Source organism: Bacillus sp. FSL K6-3200, from assembly GCF_038630485.1.
Taxonomy (GTDB): domain Bacteria; phylum Bacillota; class Bacilli; order Bacillales; family Bacillaceae; genus Bacillus; species Bacillus safensis.
In genome coordinates, this window is the sequence record NZ_CP152032.1 from 3,006,882 (window position 1) to 3,030,627 (window position 23,746).

Genomic DNA, 23,746 nt, shown 5'->3' on the forward strand with positions numbered 1-23,746 from the left:
GGAGCATCATCATGATCAATGAAAAACGCTTACTAGACGAATTTTTAGAATTAGTTCAGATTGATTCAGAAACAAAACACGAAGAGAAAATTGTTGAAGTCCTAAAAGAAAAATTCTCGCAGCTTGGTCTAAAAGTAGTTGAAGACGATTCAAAAGCGGTAACAGGCCACGGGGCAGGCAACCTTGTCTGCACATTAGAAGGAAATCAAGAGGCAGATACGATTTATTTTACTTCCCATATGGATACAGTTGTACCAGGGAATGGCGTAAAACCAGTCATTGAGGACGGCTATGTGAAAACAGATGGAACAACGATTCTTGGCGCTGACGATAAAACAGGACTTGCTGCTATGTTTGAAGCGGTCCGTGTGTTGAAAGAGAAAAATTTACCGCATGGGACAATTGAATTTGTGATCACAGCAGGCGAGGAATCAGGTCTTGTTGGAGCAAAAGCGTTAGATCCGAATTTGATGACAGCGAAATACGGCTATGCCCTTGATTCAGATGGCAAGGTCGGTACGATTATCGTAGCTGCACCAACACAGGCGAAAGTTCGCGCAACGATTTACGGAAAAACAGCTCACGCAGGTGTCGCGCCTGAAAAAGGTGTGTCTGCGATTACCATTGCATCTAAAGCAATTGCCAGCATGCCGCTTGGCCGGATTGATGAAGAAACTACGGCGAATATCGGCCGTTTTGAAGGCGGAACACAAACGAATATTGTGTGCGATCAAGTCGATATTTTGGCGGAAGCACGCTCTTTAGAGCCAGCAAAAATGGAAGCTCAAGTAGCGAAGATGAAAGAAGCTTTTGAAAAAACCGCTAAAGAAATGGGCGGAAGTGCCGATGTACAAATTGACATCATGTATCCAGGCTTCAAATTCTCACACGGCGATCAAGTCGTAGAAGTGGCGAAAAAAGCGGCAGCAAAAATTGGCCGTCCTTCAGAACTGCAGACGAGCGGCGGAGGCAGTGATGCAAACGTCATTGCAGGCAACGGCGTCCCAACTGTCAACCTAGCTGTTGGATATGAAGATATTCATACGAAAAATGAGAAAATGCCGATTGAAGAATTAGTCAAAACAGCTGAAATGGTTCTCGCCATTATCGAAGAAACGACAAATCCATCGTAAAGGCAGGAGACTCTGTGAGCACGCAAAAGATTATTATTTTTCAGGTGGGACAAGAGGATTTTGGCATCAGTGTAGAGCATATTCGTTCGATTGAAAAGGTCCCTTACTTACAAGAAGTATCGAACCTTCCAAAAGAAATTAAAGGGCTGATGTCATTAAGAGGAGAGGTCATTCCTGTCAGTGACACAGGTGTAATGCTTCACGGAAAACCTCTTGATGTGAACGAGCAGTCCAAGGTGCTGCTATTTGAAGTAAACGATCAAATGATTGGCTGTCTTGTCTCAGATGCAAAAGATATCATCGATATCGAGCAAAGCGAGATCAAGCCATTTCATATGAACACGAAGGCCTCTGAATATTTCTTCGGCGTTGTGGAGAGAGAAAACAAAATGATTTTACAAGTGGACCCAAATAAGTTCCTTGGGAAAATTGAGGATCTCGATCAATTGCCAGACCGGTTGAAAGAAGAATTGGCATAATGAAAAGCCCCTTATCTAGAGATAAGGGGTTTATTTTTATTCAGCAGCTGGTTTGGCTTGTTCGTTAGCCGCAGCTTTCGTTTTTGATTTTTGGTACATGACATTTAAAATAATCGTTTGAATCGTGAGTAATAGTCCGCTTGTCATCCAGTATAAAGGAAGAGCAGCGGGTGCATTGATTGAAAGAAATAGCATCATGATTGGGAAAATCATGCCCATCACTTTCGCCTGTTTCAGCGCAGCCTCTGTCTGGGTGCCTGATTGCTTCGCATATTTTTGAGTGACATAAAATTGCAAGAAATACATAGCTCCTGCAAAGACCGCCACCAATAAATCGGTTTGTCCTAAGTTAAACCATAAGAACGTATGAGTTGCGATCTCAGGTGTTGAGCGGATCGCTGAGTAAAAGCCAAGAACAATTGGAATTTGAATCAGCATAGGCAGACAGCCCATTGCCAGCGGGTTCACATTGTTCTCTTTATATACTTTCATCATTTCCATTTGCAGTTCTTTTTGTTTTTCAGGTTCTTTCGTTTTCTTCAATTTGCTTTGTATTTGGTCAATCTGTGGTTTCACCAGTGCCATTTTTTCCTGCATGACTCTTTGCTTCTTAAATTGGTTCGCAAAAAGCGGGAAAATCAGCAGGCGGACAATCAAGGTGACGAACATAATAGATAAACCATAATCATCATGGAAAAAGTTCGCAAGCCAAATGATCAGCTCAGAAAAAGGCTGAACAAAATAATGATGGAAAAACCCATCAGAGCTCGTATTCGTTTGCGCACTCGCTGCAAATGCAGGTGACGCAATCATCATCAAACATAAAGTCGTAAAAACAGTCAATAAACGTTTCAATTCGTTTCCTCCTCATGATTAAAAAAATTTAATTAGTGAGAGGAAGCGAATGGTCTTCATCATCATTAGATGATCTTTTCATTCGAATGACTTTACTAATCCAAGTTGTAATGCGATCATATATGATAAACAGAAAGTCTGTTCGATTCAAGCAAGATGCGTCCAACTCTTCCAAACGATGTCCACCAAGATGTTCGTTCATACGGCAGTCTTTTAGTAAAAACGCAATGCCGATGGCCGTCAGCGCTGGAAGAATAATCGTAAAGAATTCAACAAGGAAAAAGACTTCATTGAATGTATCAATAATCATGATTATCACATCCATTTCATTACTCACAGTGTACTATACACATGGTTAAATGTCTAACAGAACCACGTGTTTTCTCTATTGAATAAAATTCCTTATTTTTCATAAAATAGTAAATGTCATCCAAACTTCATATTTCCTATCCTATAATGAGGGGGATAAAAGAAATGGAGGTTTTGAATATGACAAGTATTTACCCAAAGTTTCGAGCAGCTGCCGTGCAGGCAGCACCTGTCTACTTAAATTTGGAAGCAAGCGTTGAGAAATCATGTGAACTGATCGACGAGGCAGCTTCAAATGGTGCAAAGCTTGTGGCATTCCCAGAAGCATTTTTACCTGGTTATCCTTGGTTTGCTTTTATTGGTCATCCAGAATATACGAGAAAGTTCTATCATGAATTATATAAAAATGCCGTTGAAATCCCTAGCTTAGCCATTCAAAAAATAAGTGAGGCAGCAAAGAGAAATGAAACGTACGTTTGTATATCATGCAGTGAAAAAGATGGCGGTTCTCTCTATTTAGCTCAGCTTTGGTTTAATCCTAATGGGGATTTAATAGGAAAACATCGGAAAATGAGAGCTTCTGTAGCAGAAAGACTCATTTGGGGGGATGGAAGTGGAAGTATGATGCCGGTGTTTCAAACTGAAATTGGAAACCTTGGCGGATTGATGTGCTGGGAGCATCAAGTCCCACTTGATCTTATGGCGATGAATGCCCAAAATGAGCAGGTACATGTAGCCTCTTGGCCAGGTTATTTTGATGATGAAATATCAAGTAGATATTATGCTATCGCGACACAGACATTTGTGCTGATGACATCATCTATATATACGGAAGAAATGAAAGAGATGATTTGTTTAACGCAGGAGCAAAGAGATTACTTTGAAACATTTAAGAGCGGGCATACGTGCATTTACGGGCCGGACGGGGAACCGATCAGTGATATGGTTCCAGCTGAAACAGAGGGAATTGCTTACGCTGAAATTGATGTAGAAAGAGTCATTGATTACAAGTATTATATTGATCCGGCTGGACACTACTCTAATCAAAGTTTGAGTATGAATTTTAATCAGCAGCCCACTCCTGTTGTGAAACATTTAAATCATCAAAAAAATGAAGTATTCACATATGAGGACATTCAATATCAACATGGTATACTTGAAGAAAAAGTTTAAACGGACGTGGAACCTTCTCTTTTTTAGAGAAGGTTTTTTTGAGGAAAGATGAAATCAATCAATGTATAATTGAGCGTAAAAGGGATCCATCATGTTTGATATATTAAAAAACAGCTGATCATCAAAATACAGGTAGTCAAGAAAATGGGGTTATGCCAATGTCAAATATTATTTTTCATATAGACATGAATGCTTTTTATGCCAATGTAGAAATGGCGTATGATCCTTCTTTGCGAGGGAAACCTTTAGCCATCAGCGGAAATGCAAAAGAGCGTAAAGGGATTGTTGTGACGTGCAGCTACGAGGCAAGAGCACTAGGTGTGAGGCCCCCGATGCCCTTGTGGGAGGCGAAGCGGCTATGTCCGGGACTCATTGTCCGCACCCCGAACTTTGACCGGTACCGCAGCTCCTCACAAGAGATGTTTACAATACTAAGAGAATACAGTGATTTAGTCGAACCTGTCTCTATTGACGAGGGCTATATTGATTTAACGCATACGCCATATGCCGAGCATGCGGTAAAAACGGCTCATGATATTCAAACAAGGCTTGTAGAGGAACTGATGCTACCTTCAAGTATCGGCATTGCACCGAATAAATTTTTAGCGAAAATGGCGTCTAATTGGAAAAAGCCAATGGGCATCACCATATTGCGTAAACGAGATGTTCCGAACATGCTCTGGCCGCTTCCGGCTGGTGACATGCACGGGGTTGGACAAAAAACGGCAGATAAATTAAAAAAAATCGGAATTCATACCATTGAAGACTTAGCGAAAGCGAATGAGTATACGCTAAAAGAATTGCTTGGCATTAATGGACCGAGATTAAAGCAAAAGGCGAATGGTGAACATGACGGCATCGTGGATCCAGAAAGAATATACGAATTTAAATCCGTCGGCAATTCATCCACTCTTCCTCATGATTCTGATGATTCAGATGAACTTGTCACGTTAATTGATAAGCTGTCACACTCTGTGAGTGCAAGGTTAAGGAGAAAAGAAGTGATGGCGAATCGGCTGCTCATCATGATTCGGTATGCAAGCTGGAAAAATATCACGCGAAGTGTCATGCTTACGAATCCAACGGATCGAAAGGAAGACATATTTGAAGCGGCAAAGCAGTTATTCCTTAAACATTGGAATGACCAGCCAGTGAGGCTCTTAGGTGTGACAGGGACAGACCTTGTCGAACGAAAAGCAGCTGTTAAACAGCTTGATTTATTTTCATATACAGAAGATGCAAAAGAAGAGCCTCTCCAAACCATTTTAGATGGACTGGAAGAAAAATATGGAAAACCATTGGTGCAAAGAGGGATCACCATTAAGGAAAAAGAGAGCAAAACAAGCGGGACAAGTTTTAATAAAGATTTTTTTCAGGACGAAAGAGGAAATGACTAGCCTGAAAACTTGATAAAAGAGGTGATGTTGTGGTAATTTCAAAGGGTACATCATTTCAGCAGTAATCAATATAGTGTGTTAGAAGGGACGTCAGAATTATGTCAAAACAACAAATCGGTGTGGTTGGACTAGCCGTTATGGGGAAAAACCTTGCCCTCAATATTGAAAGCCGCGGTTTCTCCGTATCCGTTTATAACAGATCTAGCAGCAAAACAGAAGAGTTTCTTCAAGAAGCAGAAGGAAAAAACGTTGTTGGCACATACAGCATCGAAGAATTTGTTCAGTCGCTTGAAACACCGCGTAAAATTCTTTTAATGGTAAAAGCTGGTGCAGCAACAGATGCAACCATTCAATCATTACTTCCTCACCTAGAGAAAGGTGACATTTTAATTGATGGTGGAAATACATATTACAAGGATACACAAAGACGTAATCAAGAGCTTGCAGAAAGTGGAATTCACTTCATTGGCACAGGTGTTTCCGGCGGTGAAGAAGGCGCGCTAAAAGGTCCTTCTATCATGCCAGGCGGTCAAAAAGAAGCGCATGAGCTAGTGAAACCAATTTTAGAAGCGATCTCTGCGAAAGTAGATGGCGAGCCTTGTACTACTTATATCGGCCCAGATGGAGCAGGACATTATGTTAAAATGGTTCATAACGGTATCGAGTACGGAGATATGCAATTGATCTCTGAATCATACTTTATCTTGAAGCATGTAGCTGGATTGTCAGCAGGGGAGCTTCATGAAGTATTCTCAGAGTGGAATAAAGGCGAGCTTGACAGCTATTTAATCGAAATTACAGCTGACATTTTCACAAAAGTGGATGAAGAAACAAACCAACCGCTTGTGGATGTGATCTTAGATAAAGCTGGTCAAAAAGGAACTGGAAAATGGACAAGCAAAAGCTCACTTGATCTAGGTGTCCCGCTTCCAATCATTACTGAGTCTGTTTTTGCGCGCTACATTTCAGCAATGAAAGATGAGCGTGTGGAAGCAAGTCAATTGATTGAAGGTCCTGAGCCGGCAAAATCAGCTGAGAATAAACAAGAGCTGATCGAAGCGGTTAGAAAAGCCCTATTCATGAGTAAAATCTGCTCTTACGCACAAGGCTTTGCGCAAATGAAAGCAGCGTCTGATGAATATAACTGGGATTTGAAATACGGTGAAATTGCGATGATCTTCCGCGGCGGATGTATCATTCGTGCAGCCTTCTTACAACAAATTAAAGAAGCATATGACCGTAATCCTGAACTGAAAAACCTATTGCTTGATCCATACTTTAAGGATATTGCTCAAAACTATCAATCATCACTTCGTAAAGTCATTTCACTTGCAGTGGAACAAGGAGTTCCTGTTCCTTCATTCTCAAGTGCACTTGCATACTTTGATAGCTATCGCACAGCTGTCCTTCCAGCGAATTTAATTCAAGCACAGCGTGACTATTTCGGTGCACATACGTACGAGCGCACAGATAAAGAAGGCGTATTCCATACTGAATGGATGAAATAAATAGAGAACGACTGAAAAACCTTACCTTTGGTAAGGTTTTTTTGTTTGCATATTTTCGGCTAAAAATGCGAAAAAGAGGGATGCTATGTAAAAAAGACAAGAAAGTAGGGATAGAAGTGGGCATCTTATATGCACTTCTCCCAGCGATATTTTGGGGAAGTATTGTTCTCATCAGTGTCAAACTAGGCGGGAATGCGTATCAGCAAACCCTCGGCATTACGCTCGGTGCGTTTTTATTTTCGATTGCAGCGTTTTTCATCAAAATGCCAGAGCTGACACCGCTTATTTTCGCGGTTTCCATCATTTCAGGCATCTTCTGGAGTATTGGACAAATGAATCAGCTTTCAAGTGTTGCTTTTCTCGGTGTGTCTAAAGCGGTTCCTTTATCAACGGGCATGCAGCTTGTGAGCACAACACTATTTGGCGTCATGGTCTTCAAAGAATGGCAGACGATGACGGTTATACTCATTGGTTCTTGCGCCATTTTACTGATCATTGCAGGTGTTGTCATGACATCACTCGGTCAAAAAAAGAATGGCGGCGAGAATGGAGGGAATTTTAAAAAAGGAATCATCATTCTGCTTATCTCAACCGTTGGCTACGTCGGATATGTCGTCATTTTAAGATGGTTTGATATTGATGGCTGGTCTGCACTTGTCCCGCAATCCGTCGGCATGTTGCTTTCATCCTTAGCGATTAGTTTAAAGCAGGATCCCTTTAGTAAATATACGTTTAGAAATATCATTGCCGGTCTTGTTTGGTCAACAGGAAATCTTGGGCTGCTTTTGGCTATTCCATTAATTGGCGTAGCCGTCAGCTTTTCGATGTCACAAACTGGGATTGTCATCTCAACACTAGGCGGCATTTACTTATTAAAAGAGAAAGCATCTAGAAAAAGTTTTGTCATTGCAGGCTGCTTGATGATCATTGCAGGCGGTGTGCTGCTAGGCTTTACAAAATAGGAGGTTACACGAATGTATCCAGATTTAGAAGGAAAAACAGTTCTGATTACAGGCGCAGGTACAGGGATTGGTCAAGCGATGGCCCGCCGATTTGGACAAGAAAAAGCTAATGTGGTGATCAATTACTTCTCCGATAAAGAAAATCCGGATGAAACCATTGCAGATATTCAAAAAAATGGTGGACAGGCTGTGAAAATCAAGGGAGATGTATCAAAAGAAGAGGATATGCGGGCAATGATTGATAAAGCCGTTGATACATTTGGCAGTCTTGATGTCATGATCAATAACGCAGGCATTGAAAATGAAGTGCCTTCTACCGAAATGACGCTGGATAATTGGAACAAAGTGATGTCTACCAATTTAACAGGTATGTTTCTAGGATGCCGTGATGCACTGAAGTATATGACGGATCATGGGATAGAAGGCTCGATCATTAATATGTCGTCGGTTCATCAGCAAATTCCTTGGCCTCATTTCGTGCATTATGCAGCCAGTAAAGGAGGCGCCAAGCTTTTGACAGAAACATTGGCGCTTGAATATGCCCCTAAAAAAATCCGTGTAAACAGTATTGCACCAGGCGCCATTGATACCCCGATTAATGCGGAGAAATTCGATGATCCAGCTTTGAAAAAAGGCGTGATTGAGCTGATTCCAATCGGTTATATTGGAAAGCCAGAAGAAGTGGCAGCATGCGCTGTCTGGCTGGCATCAAAAGAAGCCAGCTATGTCACAGGCTTGACGTTATATGTAGACGGCGGCATGACAAAGTATCCTGGGTTCCAGGCAGGAAAAGGATAAGACAATTAAGACAAAGAGCGTAAAATACGCTCTTTTTTTATATTAAATACAGACAAATAAAATTAAATGTCTAGACATTTAAAAATAAAAATATATAATATTAATTGGAAGCGCTTTTATTACAACAATGGGGTGAGAGAAATGAAACGTATTTTATTAGCATGCAGTTCGGGAATGTCTACGAGTTTACTAGTGACAAAGATGAAAGCACACGCTGATTCAATTGGGGACGAAGCAGAAATTTGGGCAGTGGGGCAAGATCAAGCGAAAAAAGAAATGGCGAATGCGGATGTTGTGTTAATCGGACCGCAAATGAGCTTTTTAAAAGGAGACCTTCAAAAAGAAGCAGCAAAATACGGGATTGAGGTAGAGGTCATTGATATGCAGGCGTACGGACTTGCCGATGGACAAAAAGCGTATGAACAGGCACTTACATTGATGGGGGAATCTTAAAGGATGGAAAAGAAAACACTCGAAGGGCTCACGGAGGAACAAGTGAGCTTTCAATTGATCTTACACAGCGGGAATGCACGCAGCAAATTGCTTCAGGCTCTTAAACAATATCGAGAAGGTCTAGAAGAAGAGGCATTTTCTCTTATGAAGGAAGCGGAAGAAGATTTACGGCATGCACATGACATCCATTTTCAACTCGTACAGAAAGAGGCAGGAGGAGAAACAACATCCTTTTCCTTACTGCTCATGCACGCTGAAGATCACTTAATGTCGACCATTACCATCAAGGAGCTTGTGGGAGAGCTCCTGCCGATATTCCAATCGCTTAAACAATAAAGGGTGTAAACAAGGGGGGAAACCAATGTTTGATAAAATAAGTGCCATTTTGGTTCCGATTGCTGGGAGATTAAACAACAACCGCTATTTAGGCGTATTACGGGATGCCTTTATGCTTGCGTTCCCGCTCACCATCTTTGGTTCCATTATGGTTGTGCTGATGAATTTGCCATTTTTAGATAAAATCATGAGTCAAACAGCACTGGAAGGAGTCCAGTCTGCACTGAATATCGCACCGAGTGCGACCATCAGCATTATGAGTGTGTTTGTTGTATTTGGGATTGGCTATTATTTATCAAAAAGCTATGATGTGGAAGCTGTCTTTGGCGGTGTGATTGCTTTAGCCTCTTTCTTGCTTCTGACTCCGTTTTTACTAGAACAAGAAGGTGGTGCAACGATTGCAGGCGTTATTCCAGTCGATCGTTTAGGCGCAAAGGGCATGTTCCTTGGAATGATCACAGGCTTTTTGTCTGCTGAAATTTATCGTTATTTTGTCCAAAAGAAATTTGTGATCAATATGCCGCAAGGGGTTCCGCCGGCTGTTGCAAAGTCTTTTGCTGCACTGATCCCGGCTACCTTGACACTTACAACGTTTTTGCTCATTAATATCATCATTACACAAGGTTTTAAAACAAATATGCATGATTTGATTTATCATGCCATTCAGGCGCCGCTTGTCGGTCTTGGAAGCGGTATCATTCCGACGTTGATCGCTGTTTTCTTTATACAAATTCTGTGGTTCTTTGGGCTCCATGGCCAAATTATTATCAACTCTGTCATGGATCCGATTTGGAATACATTGTCCATTCAAAACCTAGAGAGCTACACAAAAACAGGTGAGGTTCCTAATATTATCAGCAAGCAGTTTATTGAAATCTATACGGTTGGAATGGGTGGAACCGGTATGACGCTTGCTGTTGTGTTTACGATTTTAATTTTCCTGAAAAGTAAGCAATTAAAACAAGTAGCCAAGCTTGGCTTAGGACCAGGATTATTTAACGTCAATGAACCGATTATCTTCGGTTTACCGATTGTCATGAACCCGCTTATTCTCATTCCGTGGATTTTGGCGCCAATGGTCATTACATGTATTACTTATTTTGCGATGGCATCAGGCATTGTACCGCCCCCGACAGGTGTGAATATCCCATGGACAGTGCCGATCTTTATTAGCGGAATGATGGCAACAAATTCACTAGCGGGCGGTCTGCTTCAGTTGTTTAACCTGATGATTGTGTTTGTCATTTGGTTCCCGTTCCTGAAATTTATTGACCGTATGAATGTGAAAAATGAAAAAATAACGACAACAGAAAAAACGAAGGAAACAAACATCAAAGGCGAAGGAGACTCAATACATGTCGATGGAAACTAACAAACAATCATATACATTTCCAGAAGGTTTCTGGTGGGGATCTTCTGCTTCTGCAACGCAAACAGAAGGGAGCGTCCCTGGAGATGGAAAGGGACCGAACATTTGGGATCATTGGTTTGAACAAGAGCCGACTCGTTTTTTTGATGGCGTAGGGCCGAACGTGACATCTCAATTTTATCGAAAATATAAAGAGGATATCCGTCTCATGAAAGAAATTGGCCACAATTCATTTCGGCTGTCGATATCATGGTCACGCCTTTTACCTGAAGGAACAGGTGCGGTCAATGAAGAAGCAGTATCTTTTTACAATGATGTAATCAATGAATTGATTGCACATGATATCGAGCCGTTTGTAAACCTGTACCATTTCGATATGCCAATGGCGCTGCAGGAGAAAGGCGGCTGGGTAAACAGACAGGTGGTCGACGATTATGTCAGCTATGCGACATTATGCTTCCAATTATTTGGCGACCGGGTGAAAAAATGGTTTACTCATAACGAACCGATTGTTCCTGTAGAAGGCGGATATATGTATAGCTTTCATTATCCAAACGAAGTCGATTTCCAAAAAGCTGTACAGGTCGGTTTTCATGAACTTTTATCAAATGCTAAGGCGATTGCGGCTTATAAAGAGTTGCAGCAAGGCGGTAAGATTGGCATCATCCTAAACCTGACCCCTTCGTACCCGCGAAGCCAGAATCCGCGCGATGTAGAAGCAGCAGAGATGGCTGATGCTTTCTTTAACCGTTCCTTCTTAGATCCTGCGGTGAAGGGGCATTTCCCGGAAAAACTAGTAGAAGTCTTAAAGAAAGAAGGCTTTATGCCAAGTATGGAAGAAGGAGACCTTGAGCTCATTCGAGAGAATACGATTGATCTTCTTGGCATCAACTATTATCAGCCAAGAAGAGTGAAAGCGAAAGAGCATATGCCGCATCCTCAAGCACCATTTATGCCGAATCATTATTTTGATTCTTTTGAGATGCCGGGGAGAAAAATGAATGTGTATCGAGGCTGGGAAATCTATGAAAAGGGCATTTACGATATATTGAAAAAAGTCCAAACAGACTATGATAATATTGAATGCTTTATTTCTGAAAATGGAATGGGCGTCGAAGGAGAAGAGCGGTTTAAGGATGAAGAAGGAATGATTCATGACGATTACCGCATTGACTTTATTTCTGAGCATCTCAAATGGGTGCATCAAGCCATTCAAGAAGGAAGCAATGTGAAAGGCTATCATCTATGGACCTTTATGGACAACTGGTCCTGGTCGAATGCATATAAAAATCGTTATGGATTTGTCTCAGTTGATCTTCAAGAAGACGGGAAACGAACGATTAAGAAAAGTGGATACTGGTTTCAATCAGTTTCAGAGAATAACGGTTTTTAATCAAAATACTTGCTCTTTCCTTGAAAAGAGCAAGTATTTTTCTTATGTGACGGTAAGTGGATGAAACAAAAATGGCTGGCACCTTTTAAGCTCACATCCCTTAGTGTAAAATGAGAGGAAGGCTAAAAAACGCCATATTTCCTTCTAGAATAAAGCGCTATGAAAAAACAAGTCAGTTGGTGGTGTGAGATGAAGAAGTACGAACTCATTTCAGAAGAAATCAGAAAACGAATAGCAACAGCATATTATCCAGAAGATCAACCCATTCCAGATGAAAACTCGCTTGCCGCCGAATTTCAATGCAGCAGAATGACAATGAAACGTGCGCTCGATCTTCTCGTTGCAGAAGGTCTGCTCTTTAGAAAAAGAGGCCACGGTACATTTATAGTAAAGGCAGCGCTTAATCAAGGGGCAATCAATGTATCAGGCCATGAAAATAAAGGGTTCACAAAAGTCATGGCGGATAAAAACGTCACGACTCAAATCATTCATTTTGATGTCCATTTTCCAAGCGAAGAGGTGGCAGCCCATCTATCTATTGACTCAACCACACCTGTTTATGATATCATCCGGCTCCGTCTTGTGGATGAAGAGCCTTATGTATTAGAAAAAACGTTTATGCCTGTCAATCTCATTAAGGGCATAGATGAAGAAGTTCTGCTGGGTTCTATCTATGGCTACATTTCAAATCAGCTTCATTTAAAAATAGCAGGAGCGCACAAGAAAATTAGAGCGGCTAAATCAGATCAGCTGGATCAGCAGTATTTAGGGTGTGACCCAACAGATCCTGTGCTTGAAGTCGAACAGGTTGCTTATTTAAACGCAGGGCAGCCATTTGAATATTCATTTAGCCATCATCGCTATGATAAATTTGACTTTTCAACGGTTGAAATCACGAAAACAGGACGTTAAAAAAAGAGCAGAACCCCCAAGGGAGACTGCTCTTTTTTCATTTGATTTTATATGTTCCACCAATGGTATCCATCTTTTTCTAGAAGCTCATCAGCTTCTTTCGGTCCCATAGAACCAGCAGGATAGTTTGGTTTTAATGTTTTGCTTTCTGCCCATTTCTCAGAAATCGGATCAACGAAGTTCCAAGAAAGTGCCACTTCGTCCCAGTGAGCAAAGTTTGTCGCATCGCCTAGCAAGCAGTCATGAATCAGCTTTTCATAGGCTTCTGGTGTATTCATGATGTCGTTATAGTTTGTTTGGTAATCGAGCTTAATCGGTTTCGCATACGTGCCGCCATCGAGCTTTCGAGCATTCAGGTGAAGGGTGATGCCTTCATCTGGCTGAATGTGAATGACAAGTAAGTTTGGATGCATGGCATTCCCGTTTCCATAGTACAGGTTCATTGGAATGTCTTTAAATTGAACCACGATTTGAGTAGATTTCTTTTCTAACCGTTTTCCTGTACGAATGTAAAATGGCACCCCGGCCCATCTAAAGTTATCAATCAGCAGTTTCCCTGCCACAAACGTTTCTGTGTTTGAGTTCGGATCAACATTTTGCTCTTCCAGATAAGAAGGAACGACATTGCCATCCATCGTACCAGCATCATACTGTCCGCGGACAAAGAATTGATCAACCTCATCTTTAGAGAAAGGACGAAGAGCGCGCAATGCTTTCCGTTTTTCGCTGCGGATTTCCTCTGTATTGAGTTTAATTGGCGGCTCCATTGCTAAAAGGGCAACCATTTGAAGCATATGGTTTTGGACCATATCTCTTAATGCACCAGAATTTTCATAATATCGAGCCCGGTCTTCAACCCCTAAGGATTCACTGGATGTAATTTGAATGTTTGAGATATAGCGGTTTGTCCAAAGTGGTTCAAAGATAGCATTCGCAAAGCGGATGACCTCAATGTTTTGAACCATTTGTTTACCAAGATAGTGGTCAATACGATAAATTTGATCTTCTGTGAATGCATCACGAATTTCTTCATTTAATGTTTTGGCACTTGGCAGATCATGCCCAAATGGCTTTTCAATGACAAGTCGTGACCAACCGGTTGTTTCTGATACGCCCTCACTCTTTAGGAACTTCGCAATCGTTCCGAAGAATTCCGGTGCCATGGCTAAATAGAACATGCGGTTATTTGGGATACTGTACGTATCTTCAAGGCCTGTTAAAAGCGTGTTAAGCGCTTGATAGGAAGCAGGGCTTGATACGTCAAAATCGTGATAATAGAAATGTGAAATGAATTCCTCTGTTTTCGCTTCTGCATCATCAGAAGAAACAGATTCCTTTACCACAGCTCTGAGGTCCTCATGAGACCACGGACGGCGTCCAACTCCGACAACAGCGAATTGATCACCTAGCTTACCGCTATGATAAAGTCTATGTATAGAAGGGTAGAGCTTGCGTTTGGCAAGGTCTCCTGTTGCGCCAAAAATGACAATGACTGCTTTAGGGTTGTTAGTTTCTGTATTCACGAGAAGTACCTCACTTTATTCGTAGCATTGTTGTAAAAACCGAGAATGTATGTACATTTTCTTTATTTTAAAGCTTCATTGTTCGTAAAGCAAACATTTGATTCGACTTTTTCTGCTCTCATTTCACTTTTTTCAAAAATTCCGCTGAATTCACATTTACCTTGTCTTCATGTATTCTATATGAATGAAGATATTGTATACCGGCTTTAGGAGGAAAAGTAAATGGAACTGCTCTTTTTAGGAACAGGTGCAGGCATACCTGCAAAAACAAGAAATGTCACTTGCACAGCGCTAAAGCTTTTAGAAGAAAGAAATGCAGTGTGGCTTTTTGATTGCGGAGAAGCGACGCAGCATCAAATCTTACATACAACGATTAAACCGAGAAAGATCGAGAAAATATTTATCACACATATGCACGGTGATCATGTATATGGCCTACCAGGACTTCTTGGCAGCAGATCCTTTCAAGGCGGGGAGGATGAATTGACAATCTATGGACCAAAGGGCATCAAGGCCTTTGTGAACGCAGCACTTTCAGCCTCGCAAACGCATTTGACATATCCACTGCATATCATAGAAATAGATGAAGGGATCGTGTTTGAAGATGATACCTTTCAAGTAGAAGCAAGAAGAGTCTCTCACGGAATACCAGCTTACGGATATCGGATTGTGGAAAAAGATATGCCTGGTTCACTAAAAGCCGAAGACCTAAAAGAAATCGGTGTAAAACCTGGACCTTTGTATCAGAAGTTGAAAAATGGGGAAACCGTGACACTCGAAGATGGAAGAATCATCGATGGAACCGATTATTTGGAACCCCCTAAAAAAGGGAGAATCGTTGCATTTTCAGGAGATACCCGTTTGTGCGAGAATATAACAAGGCTTGCCAAAAATGCGGATGTGTTAGTCCATGAAGCAACATTCGGTAAAGAAGATGCAGATTTAGCCTACAATTATTATCACAGCACAACAGAACAGGCAGCGAAAACAGCACTGGAAGCAGGCGCAAAAAGGCTCATTTTGACCCATATAAGTGCACGTTACCAAGGAGAAGAAGCACTGAAACAACTGTTGAAAGAAGCCCGCGATATATTCCCGCTGACAGAAGCTGCACATGATTTCTCTTCTTTCCCCATTGAACGCAGCCTGTAAAAATTGGATAAATCGTCAAAAAAAGTTGTGTGATTTTTTTGATATTTATGATGACGCTCTTTTTCAGGTAGTGGTAAAATGGTGAAGAAAAACAAATGACGAATCAAACTATGAAGAATACGGGAGGCACAATCAAAGATGAGCGGTTTTACAGCATTAAGTGAAGCAGAATTGAATGACTTATATGTGGCACTACAAAATGAGTATGAAACTTACAAAAGTAAAAACTTGCACTTAGACATGTCTAGAGGGAAGCCTTCACCAAAACAGCTCGATTTGTCTATGGGCATGCTCGATGTTGTGACATCAAAGGATGCAATGACAGCTGAAGATGGCACAGATGTCCGAAACTATGGCGGCTTGACAGGCCTTCCTGAAACGAAGAAATTTTTTGCAGAAGTACTCAATTTAAAGCCAGAACAAATCATCATCGGCGGTAACTCAAGCCTGAATATGATGCATGATACCATTGCACGTGCGATGACTCACGGCGTATGCGACAGCAAAACACCTTGGGGAGAGCTGCCAAAGGTAAAGTTCCTTGCACCAAGCCCAGGGTATGACCGTCACTTTGCTATTTGTGAGCTATTTAACATAGAGATGATCACGGTTGATATGAAGGCTGATGGACCTGATATGGATCAGGTAGAAAAATTGGTCGCAGAAGATGAAGCGATTAAAGGCATTTGGTGTGTACCGAAATATAGCAACCCAGACGGCATTACGTATTCAGATGAGGTCGTTGACCGCTTAGCTTCAATGAAAACAAAAGCAGACGACTTCCGTATTTTTTGGGATGATGCATATGCAGTCCACCATCTAACGGATACACCTGATACGTTAAAAGATATTTTTCAGGCAGTAGAAGAGGCAGGATACCCGAACCGTGTGTTTATGTTTGCGTCTACGTCTAAAATTACATTCCCAGGCTCAGGTGTTGCACTGATGGCGTCTAGCCCGGACAATGTGAGCTTCACTCAAAAGCAGCTTTCGATTCAAACGATCGGACCAGACAAAATCAATCAACTAAGACATCTTCGTTTCTTTAAGAATCCAGAAGGCTTGAAGGAACATATGAAAAAGCATGCAGCGATCATTAAGCCGAAATTTGACCTCGTTCTTTCCATTCTTGACGAAAAACTTGGCGGGAAAGACATCGCTGAGTGGCACAAGCCAAATGGTGGATATTTCATTAGTTTAAATACACTTGATCATTGTGCAAAAGCTGTTGTGCAAAAAGCAAAAGAAGCAGGTGTCACAATGACAGGTGCAGGTGCAACATATCCATATGGAAAAGATCCGCTTGATCGTAACATTCGCATTGCACCAACATTCCCGGCACTTGAAGAACTAGAGCAAGCGATCGACATCTTTACATTATGTGTTCAGCTTGTCAGCATTGAAAAGCTGCTTTCTAAAAAAAGTCAATCTGCTCCAACGGTATAAATTAAAAAAACTCCTTGACTCATAACAGGTCAAGGAGTTTTTCGTTTTAATTGGCAGTTTGATAATAGGAGACAGGTTGTTTGGCTGCGCACCATACATCATAGATGGCCAGCTGTACAATATGCGGTTCATCATGATGAATATAGTGCGAGCTGTTCTGCGCCTGAATCCATCCGCTTTGAGATGACAAAGACAGCATGCGTTTATGAAGTCTGAGCCAAGCTTCATGCGCGGGATGAAACAACCGGCTCTTACCTGATGAAATGACAAGAAGCGGCATCATCCCATAATGAGTTTGCTCCTCTTTGATTGTGCTTAGCATTTGCTGAAAATCCTCATGCGTACATTCTGCTGTGAATTGCGCCATATATGAAGTGCGTTCTTCCTTTGATAAAAGCGGCAGGATCACCTGCTCTTGCTCCTCACTTGCTGGGTCTAACAGCACCATGCCAATGACATCATCTCCTCTGCGGCTTGCCCATAGCCGGCTGACAAGTGAGCCAAATGAGTGAGCGACAATAAGAAATGGCGGCTGAATATTGGCTTCTTTCAGCAGCGCATCTAAATCATCAGCGAGGTCATGCAAGGTTCTTCCTTCACCGCTCTCACTGCTCTTTCCATTTCCTAAACGGTCGTATAAGAAAACCCCAAGCTCTGGGTCAATATCACGTGCCATATTCGACCACGTATCACTAGAAATCCCGTAGCCTGCTTCAAAGATAATCGTGGCTTGCCTTTTGCCTTGACGATGTTTTGTATAAAAGTGGTGTCCATCTATATGATACATTTTTTCAATCATTGCCGAATTCATTCTTCCATCTCCTCTAAGTGGTTCTTTAGCTAAAAGACGGCACAAAAGGCAGATATGTTTCTCTTAAAAACAAAAAAGATGCCTATTTCGAAAAATAGACACCTTTTTTCCTAAGAGCTTTTACCAAGCACGATCATATTGACGCGGGCTTTCGATGGAGGTACGGAGCTCTTGAGCAGCTGTTTTTGGAAAGTATGGATCCCGTAAAAATTCTCTGCCAATAAAGATCAAATCCGCACGCTGATTTCGTAAAATCTCCTCTGCTTGTACACCAGATGTGATTAGACCAACAGCAGCTGTTTGAATGCCGGCACCTTCTTTTATTTTCTCTGCGAATGTTACTTGGTAGCCGGGGAATGTATTGATTTTTGCCTGTACGACAGCACCTGAGCTGACATCAATTAAGTCGACACCTTGCTCTTTGAGCCAAGTGGCAATCCCAATATAATCTGCAATATCAAGTCCTTTTGTCGTGTAATCAGAAGCCGACACACGGACAAATAAAGGTCCGTCCCATACGGCATTGACTGCATCTACGACTTCTCTTAAGAAACGATAACGGTTCTCTGGTGAGCCGCCATAGTCGTCTGTTCGATGGTTCGCCAGCGGTGAAAGAAATTCATTGATTAAATAGCCATGTGCACCATGAATTTCAATGATGTCAAAGCCCGCTTTTTTTGCCCGTACAGCTGCATCCTGAAACGCCTGAACAGTATCTTTGATTTGATCAATAGACATCTCGACAGGGGTTTTAGATGTTTCATCAAATGGGATGCTTGACGGTGCAAGAATGTCTCCATCAAGTTCAGCCTTACGTCCTGCATGGGCTAGCTGGATAGCTGTCTTCGTTCCATATGCTTTAATTTGTTCGTTTAATGAAGCGAAACCTTCAATGTGCTCATCGCTCCATATACCGAGGTCTTGATCACTAATTCTTCCCTCGGGAGAAACAGCACTTGCTTCCACCATGATGAGGCCAGCCTGACCTTGTGCACGGGAAATATAATGTGTGAAGTGGAAAGGCTGTAATTTCCCATCACGGTCATAGGATGAATACATACACATCGGGGACATCACGATGCGGTTTTTCAGTGTAACACCTTTTAATGTCCAAGGTGAAAAGAGTTTTGTTTCCAAATATCTTCGCCTCCTCATGGAATTGTATAGCCGATTATAACAGCCATTCAAACTTTCGTCATAAAAGGTGCTCAAAGAATATAGCTTTTATACACGTTTTTGTATAATGGAGAGATAGAGACATCAAAGGGGGAGAACGGATGAAATGGCAAACAGAGAGTGAACTAAAGGAGCTCCTGACAGCTCTTATGCAGTATGAAAGCATATCAGGTACAACAGGAGAAGTCGCGTTAGCGGAATATTTATATTACTTGCTAAGGGAGCGGCCTTATTTTGAGCAGAACCCTGATCATTTGGCTTTGCATCCGATGAAAGATGGCCGGTATTATTTAACGGCACTTGTGAAGCGCAGTACGCTCCAGCGTACCGTGCTGCTTCTTAGCCACTTTGATGTAGTCGATACAGAAGATTACGGCGAATTTCAAAACATGGCATGCAAGCCTGAAGAGTTAATGGCCTCCTTTTCGCAAAAAAGTGCGCTACTTCCAAAGAGGGTAAGAGAAGACCTTGCTTCAGGAGACTGGTTGTTTGGAAGAGGGGCCATGGATATGAAAGCAGGTCTCACCGTGCAGCTTTCTATGCTGGAAAGAGCGATGACAGAAACATTTGATGGAAATGTCCTGCTCGTCACAGTTCCTGATGAAGAAGTGAATTCACAAGGAATGCTTGAGGCTGTGCCGAAACTAAAGGAGCTCAAAGAAAAGCATGATCTTGACTATACCGCGTGTTTAAACAGTGAGCCCATGTTTGAAAAGTATCCAGGGGATGAACATCATTATATGTATACAGGCAGTATAGGAAAGGTATTAGCTGGATTTTTCTGTAAAGGGATCGAAACGCATGTAGGAGAGCCTTTCTCAGGCTTAAATGCGAATTTTATGGTATCTGAATTAAACAGGCTGTTAGAGCTCAATAGTGATTATTGTGAGGAAGTAGATGGTGAAGTAACACCGCCCCCAACGAACTTAATGCAAAAAGACTTAAAAGAAGCCTATTCTGTTCAAACACCTCACACAGCTGTATCTTTATTTAATGTGCTCATGATGAAACGTTCAAGTGAAGAACTGCACGGTCTTCTCTATGAAACTGCGAAGCAAGCAGCAGACCAAATCGAGGCCAATCTTCAGCAGAAAACAGCTGACTTTCAGCGCTTTAAACACTTTACACCAATAGACACTAGGGTTACGGTTCTCACGTATCACGAGCTGTATCAAAAAGCCGCAGAACGCTCTGGTGAACAGGAAGTCGAGCGCATTGTCAACTATGCATTCGCCAACCGAGGTGAGCTTGGAGATCGTGATTTTTCAACGAAAATTGTCTCGGAGCTGACGACACTCTGTAAGGAAGAAGGGCCGCTGATTGTGCTATTTTATAGTCCGCCATTTTACCCTTCTGTGTCCTCAACAGAAGATCCGCATATTCAGACGACATTAAAGAAGATTCAAAAAGAGGCAAAAGAGGTGTATGGACTTGAAGTAGAGGAAGTGAAATATTTCCCGGGATTGTCTGATTTAAGTTACTTGCAGCTCGAAAAGCAGGAGGTAGGTCATTACACGACCAATATGCCGCTTTACCAAAAAGGCTATTCTTTACCACAAGGAGAAAAGGAAGCCCTTTACGTTCCAGTCATCAACGTAGGTCCACTAGGAAAGGACCCGCACAAATGGACAGAGCGGCTGCACGTCCCGTTCTCTTTTGGCATTTTGCCAGAACTACTAGAATCAACGATTCATGCTTTATTAGAGAAAAAGTAAGTAGATGTGATGAAAAGCCCTATCTTGATGATAGGGCTTCTATTTATAAATAAACGATTCTTCCACTTGGTTGAATAGAGTATGATATTAAGAAGATTTACATTTATTTGAAGGGGGATAAGAAAATTAAATGGAAACTGGGAAATTAACAAAAACAGACATCATCACATCGCTTCAGGAAAGTATGAGTGAACTAGAGAAGCTAGTGGAGGCTTGTGATGATAACACACTGGATCAATCTTTAGGGGAGGGGAAATGGTCAATCAAGCAGCTCGCCGGGCATTTGTATGACACAGAAGAAGTCTGGACAGAGCGGATAGAGCAGGCGATATCAGATGATCACACGCCTTTTCAATCGTATGATCCTGAAATATATGTGAGAGAAAGAGCGTATGAATGGTATAACGCAGAGGAGATCAAAGCATTGATCAAACGGATGAAAGAGAGAAGAAACAACACGCTTCGGCTATTAGAAAAAGATATATGGGAACAATTCGGTCTGCATCCGGAAGAAGGATTGATGACCGTCCAAAGATTAGCTGAAACCATCGCTTTACATGAACAACATCATCTGGACCAAATCAAAGTCATCATTTCAAAGAGGTAATGAACAAGCACCTGTCATCAAAACAGGTGCTTTCAAATTCATTTATACGTACTTGTTGAAAACATTTCGTTTAATTCTGCTGCCCGTTTAGTCGCTGTTTTAACACAATCGACAACGGCTTCTTCGAATTGATAGGCAGCCAGTGTGTTCAGGCCGGCTTCTGTTGTTCCGCCTTCACTTGTAATTTCTTTGCGCAGTTCGGCAGGTCCTTTTCCGCTGTCTTGAAGCATATTAGCGGCACCCGCAATCATTTGGCAAATGAGTAATTTCGCAGTTGCTTGATCCATTCCAAGTTCCGAAGCACCTCGCTCCATTCCTTCAATCAAATGATAAATGAAGGCAGGGCCGCTGCCTGCGATGGCTGTCACAGCATTTAGCTGCGATTCATCTAATACTGTGACATGCCCGATTGTTTCAAACAGCTCGACGGCCTTTTTCTTTTGTTCCTCTGTGACTTCATGACTTACGGCAATACCTGTTGCTGACTGCTGAATCGCCGCTGATGTATTTGGCATCGCACGAACGACTGCAGTCTTTCCGCCCGCATAGTGTTGAATCGTTTCAATGGAAATACCCGCTAAAATAGAAATGATTAACTGTCCATGTAAATGAGGCTGGACTTCAGAAATTCCGCTTTCTGCATCCTTCGGTTTTAAGGCAAAAACGAGAATATCCGCTTCTTCATAAATAAAGGACCGAGCGAAATCCGTTTTGATCCCATAACGTACCTGTAATTCTTCTAATCGTTTTTCATTCGTTTTGTTTGTGACAATGATATCTTCATTCGACATCATGCCGCTTTTTAATAAACCTTTGATCATAGACTCTGCCATTGAGCCTGCACCGATAAATCCAATTTTACTCATAAGCTGCTCCTCCTTGTAGAAAATAAAAAAACCTCTCGCCTGAAAAGGACGAAAGGTTTTTCGCGGTACCACCCTCAATTAGTATGCAAACATGCATACTCAGCTCTAGTCCCTTAACGCGGGAAACGTTTAGGTTTGCCTAACAGCTCAAAGGGCAGGTTCAGCAAATAAGAGGATGGTGAAGTCTTTCAGCCGGCGGACCTCACTCTCTTGCATCATTATTTTGCTTACTAATCCTTGTCATCGCGCATCATATATTTGTTGTTCATTATGCAACGATGGACAAGTTTATGTCAATAGGGGCAGTTAAAAAATTGCCCATCTAAACCGCATGACAGTCTGCCTTTTGCAAGATACAATGAAGTAAGAAGACTGAGTCCCACAATCATGAGTCAAAAAGCAGGAGATGACGTATAAAAGTGAAAGAAGAGATCATTCAATTATCCATCCCGACGCCGTTTGCCGTTGGGGATGTGCATGCATATGTATTAAAAGGAGAGGCCGTAACCTTAGTAGATTGCGGGCCGATGACAGAAGAGGCAGAGCATGCCTTTGTCACGCAATTAAAGGAACATCGTTTATCGATAGACGATATTGATCAGGTGGTGCTGACCCATCATCATGCAGATCATGTCGGTCTATTAAATTTGATGAAACCTCTTGTCCGTGTGATCGGACACCAGCTAAATGAGCCATATATTAGTCAGGATCCACTGTTTAAGCAGCGCCAAGTGGATTTTATGATTCCTTTTTTTCAGCAGTTAGGTGTCCCGCTTCGACAAAATGAGTGTGAAAAAATGGTGAAGCAATCTTATACATATTCTTGTACTTCACATGTAGATGAGATCATAAAAGAAGGTGATCGTTTAAGCGGGCATGAACACTTCTTTGTGATGGAAACACCCGGACACGCACAGTCTCATCTTTCCTTTCTAGATGAAACAACGGGGAATTTTATTGGAGGCGACCTGCTTTTGACGACCATTTCTTCAAATCCGTTAATGGAAGCACCGTATGAAGGCGAGGAACGTCAAAAATCACTGCTTCAATATAAAGCATCACTCAATCGGTTATTGCGTCTGCCAATCAAGACGATTTATCCAGGACACGGTCAGCTCATCACATCCCACCATGAATTGATTGAAGAAAGATTTAAGAAACAAGAGAAACGAGCAAATACGATGTATCAGCTGCTTAAACAAAAAGAAATGACGGCCTTTCATCTTTGCCGTAAGTTATTTCCTGTGATGTATGAAGAGGCCTTGTTTTTAACGATGTCAGAGACAGTCGGGCAGCTGGATGTGCTCTTAGAGGCTGGGCGAATTGAAGAAATGCAAAAAGACGGAATCGTCTATTACAGAGCAAACTAAGGA

23 protein-coding genes and 1 other annotated feature are annotated in these 23,746 nt (G+C 41.8%); of the genes, 17 read left to right on the forward strand and 6 right to left on the reverse strand.

Translation table 11 applies throughout. The annotated features are described in order from the left end of the window. Positions 1-11 precede the first annotated feature (11 nt). Positions 12-1,133: a tripeptidase T gene (locus MHI60_RS15385; RefSeq protein ID WP_111292258.1), complete on the forward strand. Its 1,122-nt coding sequence runs from the start codon at positions 12-14 to the stop codon at positions 1,131-1,133. Positions 1,134-1,147: 14 nt separating this feature from the next. Then, positions 1,148-1,612 (forward strand): chemotaxis protein CheW, encoded by a 465-nt coding sequence (locus tag MHI60_RS15390; protein ID WP_034280289.1) that lies wholly within the window; start codon positions 1,148-1,150, stop codon positions 1,610-1,612. Between the two features lie 36 nt (positions 1,613-1,648). Here MHI60_RS15390 and MHI60_RS15395 read toward each other — a convergent pair whose 3' ends face one another. Beyond that, positions 1,649-2,428 (reverse strand): membrane protein insertase YidC, encoded by a 780-nt coding sequence (locus MHI60_RS15395; RefSeq protein WP_048239503.1) that lies wholly within the window; start codon positions 2,426-2,428, stop codon positions 1,649-1,651. A 67-nt stretch (positions 2,429-2,495) separates the two neighbouring features. After that, a complete protein-coding gene (locus MHI60_RS15400; protein ID WP_024422910.1) occupies positions 2,496-2,777 on the reverse strand; it encodes a hypothetical protein in 282 nt (93 codons plus the stop codon). Between the two features lie 179 nt (positions 2,778-2,956). On the opposite strand from MHI60_RS15400, the gene MHI60_RS15405 reads away from it, so the two are divergent. The 10 genes from MHI60_RS15405 (at position 2,957) to MHI60_RS15450 (ending at position 13,077) form a co-directional block, all read left to right on the forward strand. Beyond that, positions 2,957-3,949, forward strand: a complete 993-nt coding sequence (locus tag MHI60_RS15405; protein WP_111292288.1) for a carbon-nitrogen hydrolase family protein — start codon at positions 2,957-2,959, stop codon at positions 3,947-3,949. Between the two features lie 152 nt (positions 3,950-4,101). Further along, entirely contained in the window at positions 4,102-5,346 is a 1,245-nt protein-coding gene (locus MHI60_RS15410) for a DNA polymerase IV (RefSeq protein ID WP_144484579.1), read from the forward strand. A gap of 98 nt (positions 5,347-5,444) precedes the next feature. Further along, positions 5,445-6,854: an NADP-dependent phosphogluconate dehydrogenase gene (gene gndA / locus MHI60_RS15415; RefSeq protein WP_034622350.1), complete on the forward strand. Its 1,410-nt coding sequence runs from the start codon at positions 5,445-5,447 to the stop codon at positions 6,852-6,854. Positions 6,855-6,970: 116 nt separating this feature from the next. After that, entirely contained in the window at positions 6,971-7,816 is an 846-nt protein-coding gene (locus tag MHI60_RS15420) for a GRP family sugar transporter (protein ID WP_162842532.1), read from the forward strand. Between the two features lie 12 nt (positions 7,817-7,828). Next, the gene (locus MHI60_RS15425) at positions 7,829-8,614 is read left to right on the forward strand and encodes an SDR family oxidoreductase (protein ID WP_095408956.1); all 786 of its coding nucleotides are present in this window, start codon (positions 7,829-7,831) and stop codon (positions 8,612-8,614) included. 141 nt (positions 8,615-8,755) lie between these two features. Further along, positions 8,756-9,067: a PTS sugar transporter subunit IIB gene (locus tag MHI60_RS15430; protein WP_095408955.1), complete on the forward strand. Its 312-nt coding sequence runs from the start codon at positions 8,756-8,758 to the stop codon at positions 9,065-9,067. Between the two features lie 3 nt (positions 9,068-9,070). Further along, the gene (locus MHI60_RS15435) at positions 9,071-9,403 is read left to right on the forward strand and encodes a PTS lactose/cellobiose transporter subunit IIA (protein ID WP_048239261.1); all 333 of its coding nucleotides are present in this window, start codon (positions 9,071-9,073) and stop codon (positions 9,401-9,403) included. 25 nt (positions 9,404-9,428) lie between these two features. Then, on the forward strand, positions 9,429-10,775 hold the full coding sequence (gene celB / locus MHI60_RS15440) for a PTS cellobiose transporter subunit IIC (protein ID WP_095408954.1): 1,347 nt from the start codon (positions 9,429-9,431) through the stop codon (positions 10,773-10,775). Then, on the forward strand, positions 10,759-12,165 hold the full coding sequence (locus MHI60_RS15445; protein ID WP_095408953.1) for a glycoside hydrolase family 1 protein: 1,407 nt from the start codon (positions 10,759-10,761) through the stop codon (positions 12,163-12,165). Before celB ends, MHI60_RS15445 begins: the two co-directional genes overlap by 17 nt. Before the next feature lie 189 nt (positions 12,166-12,354). Then, positions 12,355-13,077 carry a GntR family transcriptional regulator gene (locus tag MHI60_RS15450; RefSeq protein WP_095408952.1) on the forward strand — a complete coding sequence of 241 codons (723 nt, stop codon included), beginning with the start codon at positions 12,355-12,357 and terminating at the stop codon, positions 13,075-13,077. A gap of 47 nt (positions 13,078-13,124) precedes the next feature. Here MHI60_RS15450 and zwf read toward each other — a convergent pair whose 3' ends face one another. Then, positions 13,125-14,600 carry a glucose-6-phosphate dehydrogenase gene (zwf, locus tag MHI60_RS15455; RefSeq protein ID WP_095408951.1) on the reverse strand — a complete coding sequence of 492 codons (1,476 nt, stop codon included), beginning with the start codon at positions 14,598-14,600 and terminating at the stop codon, positions 13,125-13,127. A 222-nt stretch (positions 14,601-14,822) separates the two neighbouring features. On the opposite strand from zwf, the gene rnz reads away from it, so the two are divergent. Together rnz and MHI60_RS15465 are read left to right on the forward strand one after the other, a co-directional pair. Then, a complete protein-coding gene (gene rnz, locus MHI60_RS15460) occupies positions 14,823-15,752 on the forward strand; it encodes a ribonuclease Z (RefSeq protein ID WP_111292920.1) in 930 nt (309 codons plus the stop codon). A 138-nt stretch (positions 15,753-15,890) separates the two neighbouring features. Further along, positions 15,891-17,198, forward strand: a complete 1,308-nt coding sequence (locus MHI60_RS15465) for an aminotransferase class I/II-fold pyridoxal phosphate-dependent enzyme (protein WP_111292919.1) — start codon at positions 15,891-15,893, stop codon at positions 17,196-17,198. Positions 17,199-17,244: 46 nt separating this feature from the next. Here MHI60_RS15465 and MHI60_RS15470 read toward each other — a convergent pair whose 3' ends face one another. After that, positions 17,245-18,009 carry an alpha/beta hydrolase gene (locus MHI60_RS15470; protein WP_024422899.1) on the reverse strand — a complete coding sequence of 255 codons (765 nt, stop codon included), beginning with the start codon at positions 18,007-18,009 and terminating at the stop codon, positions 17,245-17,247. 120 nt (positions 18,010-18,129) lie between these two features. After that, on the reverse strand, positions 18,130-19,146 hold the full coding sequence (gene namA, locus MHI60_RS15475; RefSeq protein WP_095408947.1) for an NADPH dehydrogenase NamA: 1,017 nt from the start codon (positions 19,144-19,146) through the stop codon (positions 18,130-18,132). Between the two features lie 140 nt (positions 19,147-19,286). Between namA and MHI60_RS15480 the strand changes: the two genes are divergently transcribed. Then, positions 19,287-20,900 (forward strand): M20/M25/M40 family metallo-hydrolase, encoded by a 1,614-nt coding sequence (locus tag MHI60_RS15480; RefSeq protein WP_095408946.1) that lies wholly within the window; start codon positions 19,287-19,289, stop codon positions 20,898-20,900. 130 nt (positions 20,901-21,030) lie between these two features. Next, the gene (locus MHI60_RS15485) at positions 21,031-21,507 is read left to right on the forward strand and encodes a DinB family protein (RefSeq protein ID WP_144484577.1); all 477 of its coding nucleotides are present in this window, start codon (positions 21,031-21,033) and stop codon (positions 21,505-21,507) included. Between the two features lie 38 nt (positions 21,508-21,545). Here the strand turns inward: MHI60_RS15485 and proC are convergent, their stop codons facing one another. After that, the gene (proC, locus tag MHI60_RS15490; protein ID WP_144484575.1) at positions 21,546-22,373 is read right to left on the reverse strand and encodes a pyrroline-5-carboxylate reductase; all 828 of its coding nucleotides are present in this window, start codon (positions 22,371-22,373) and stop codon (positions 21,546-21,548) included. 41 nt (positions 22,374-22,414) lie between these two features. Then, positions 22,415-22,626 (reverse strand) — a binding site (T-box leader). 166 nt (positions 22,627-22,792) lie between these two features. On the opposite strand from proC, the gene MHI60_RS15495 reads away from it, so the two are divergent. Continuing rightward, the gene (locus tag MHI60_RS15495; protein ID WP_144484573.1) at positions 22,793-23,743 is read left to right on the forward strand and encodes an MBL fold metallo-hydrolase; all 951 of its coding nucleotides are present in this window, start codon (positions 22,793-22,795) and stop codon (positions 23,741-23,743) included. The last annotated feature ends 3 nt before the right edge of the window (positions 23,744-23,746 follow it).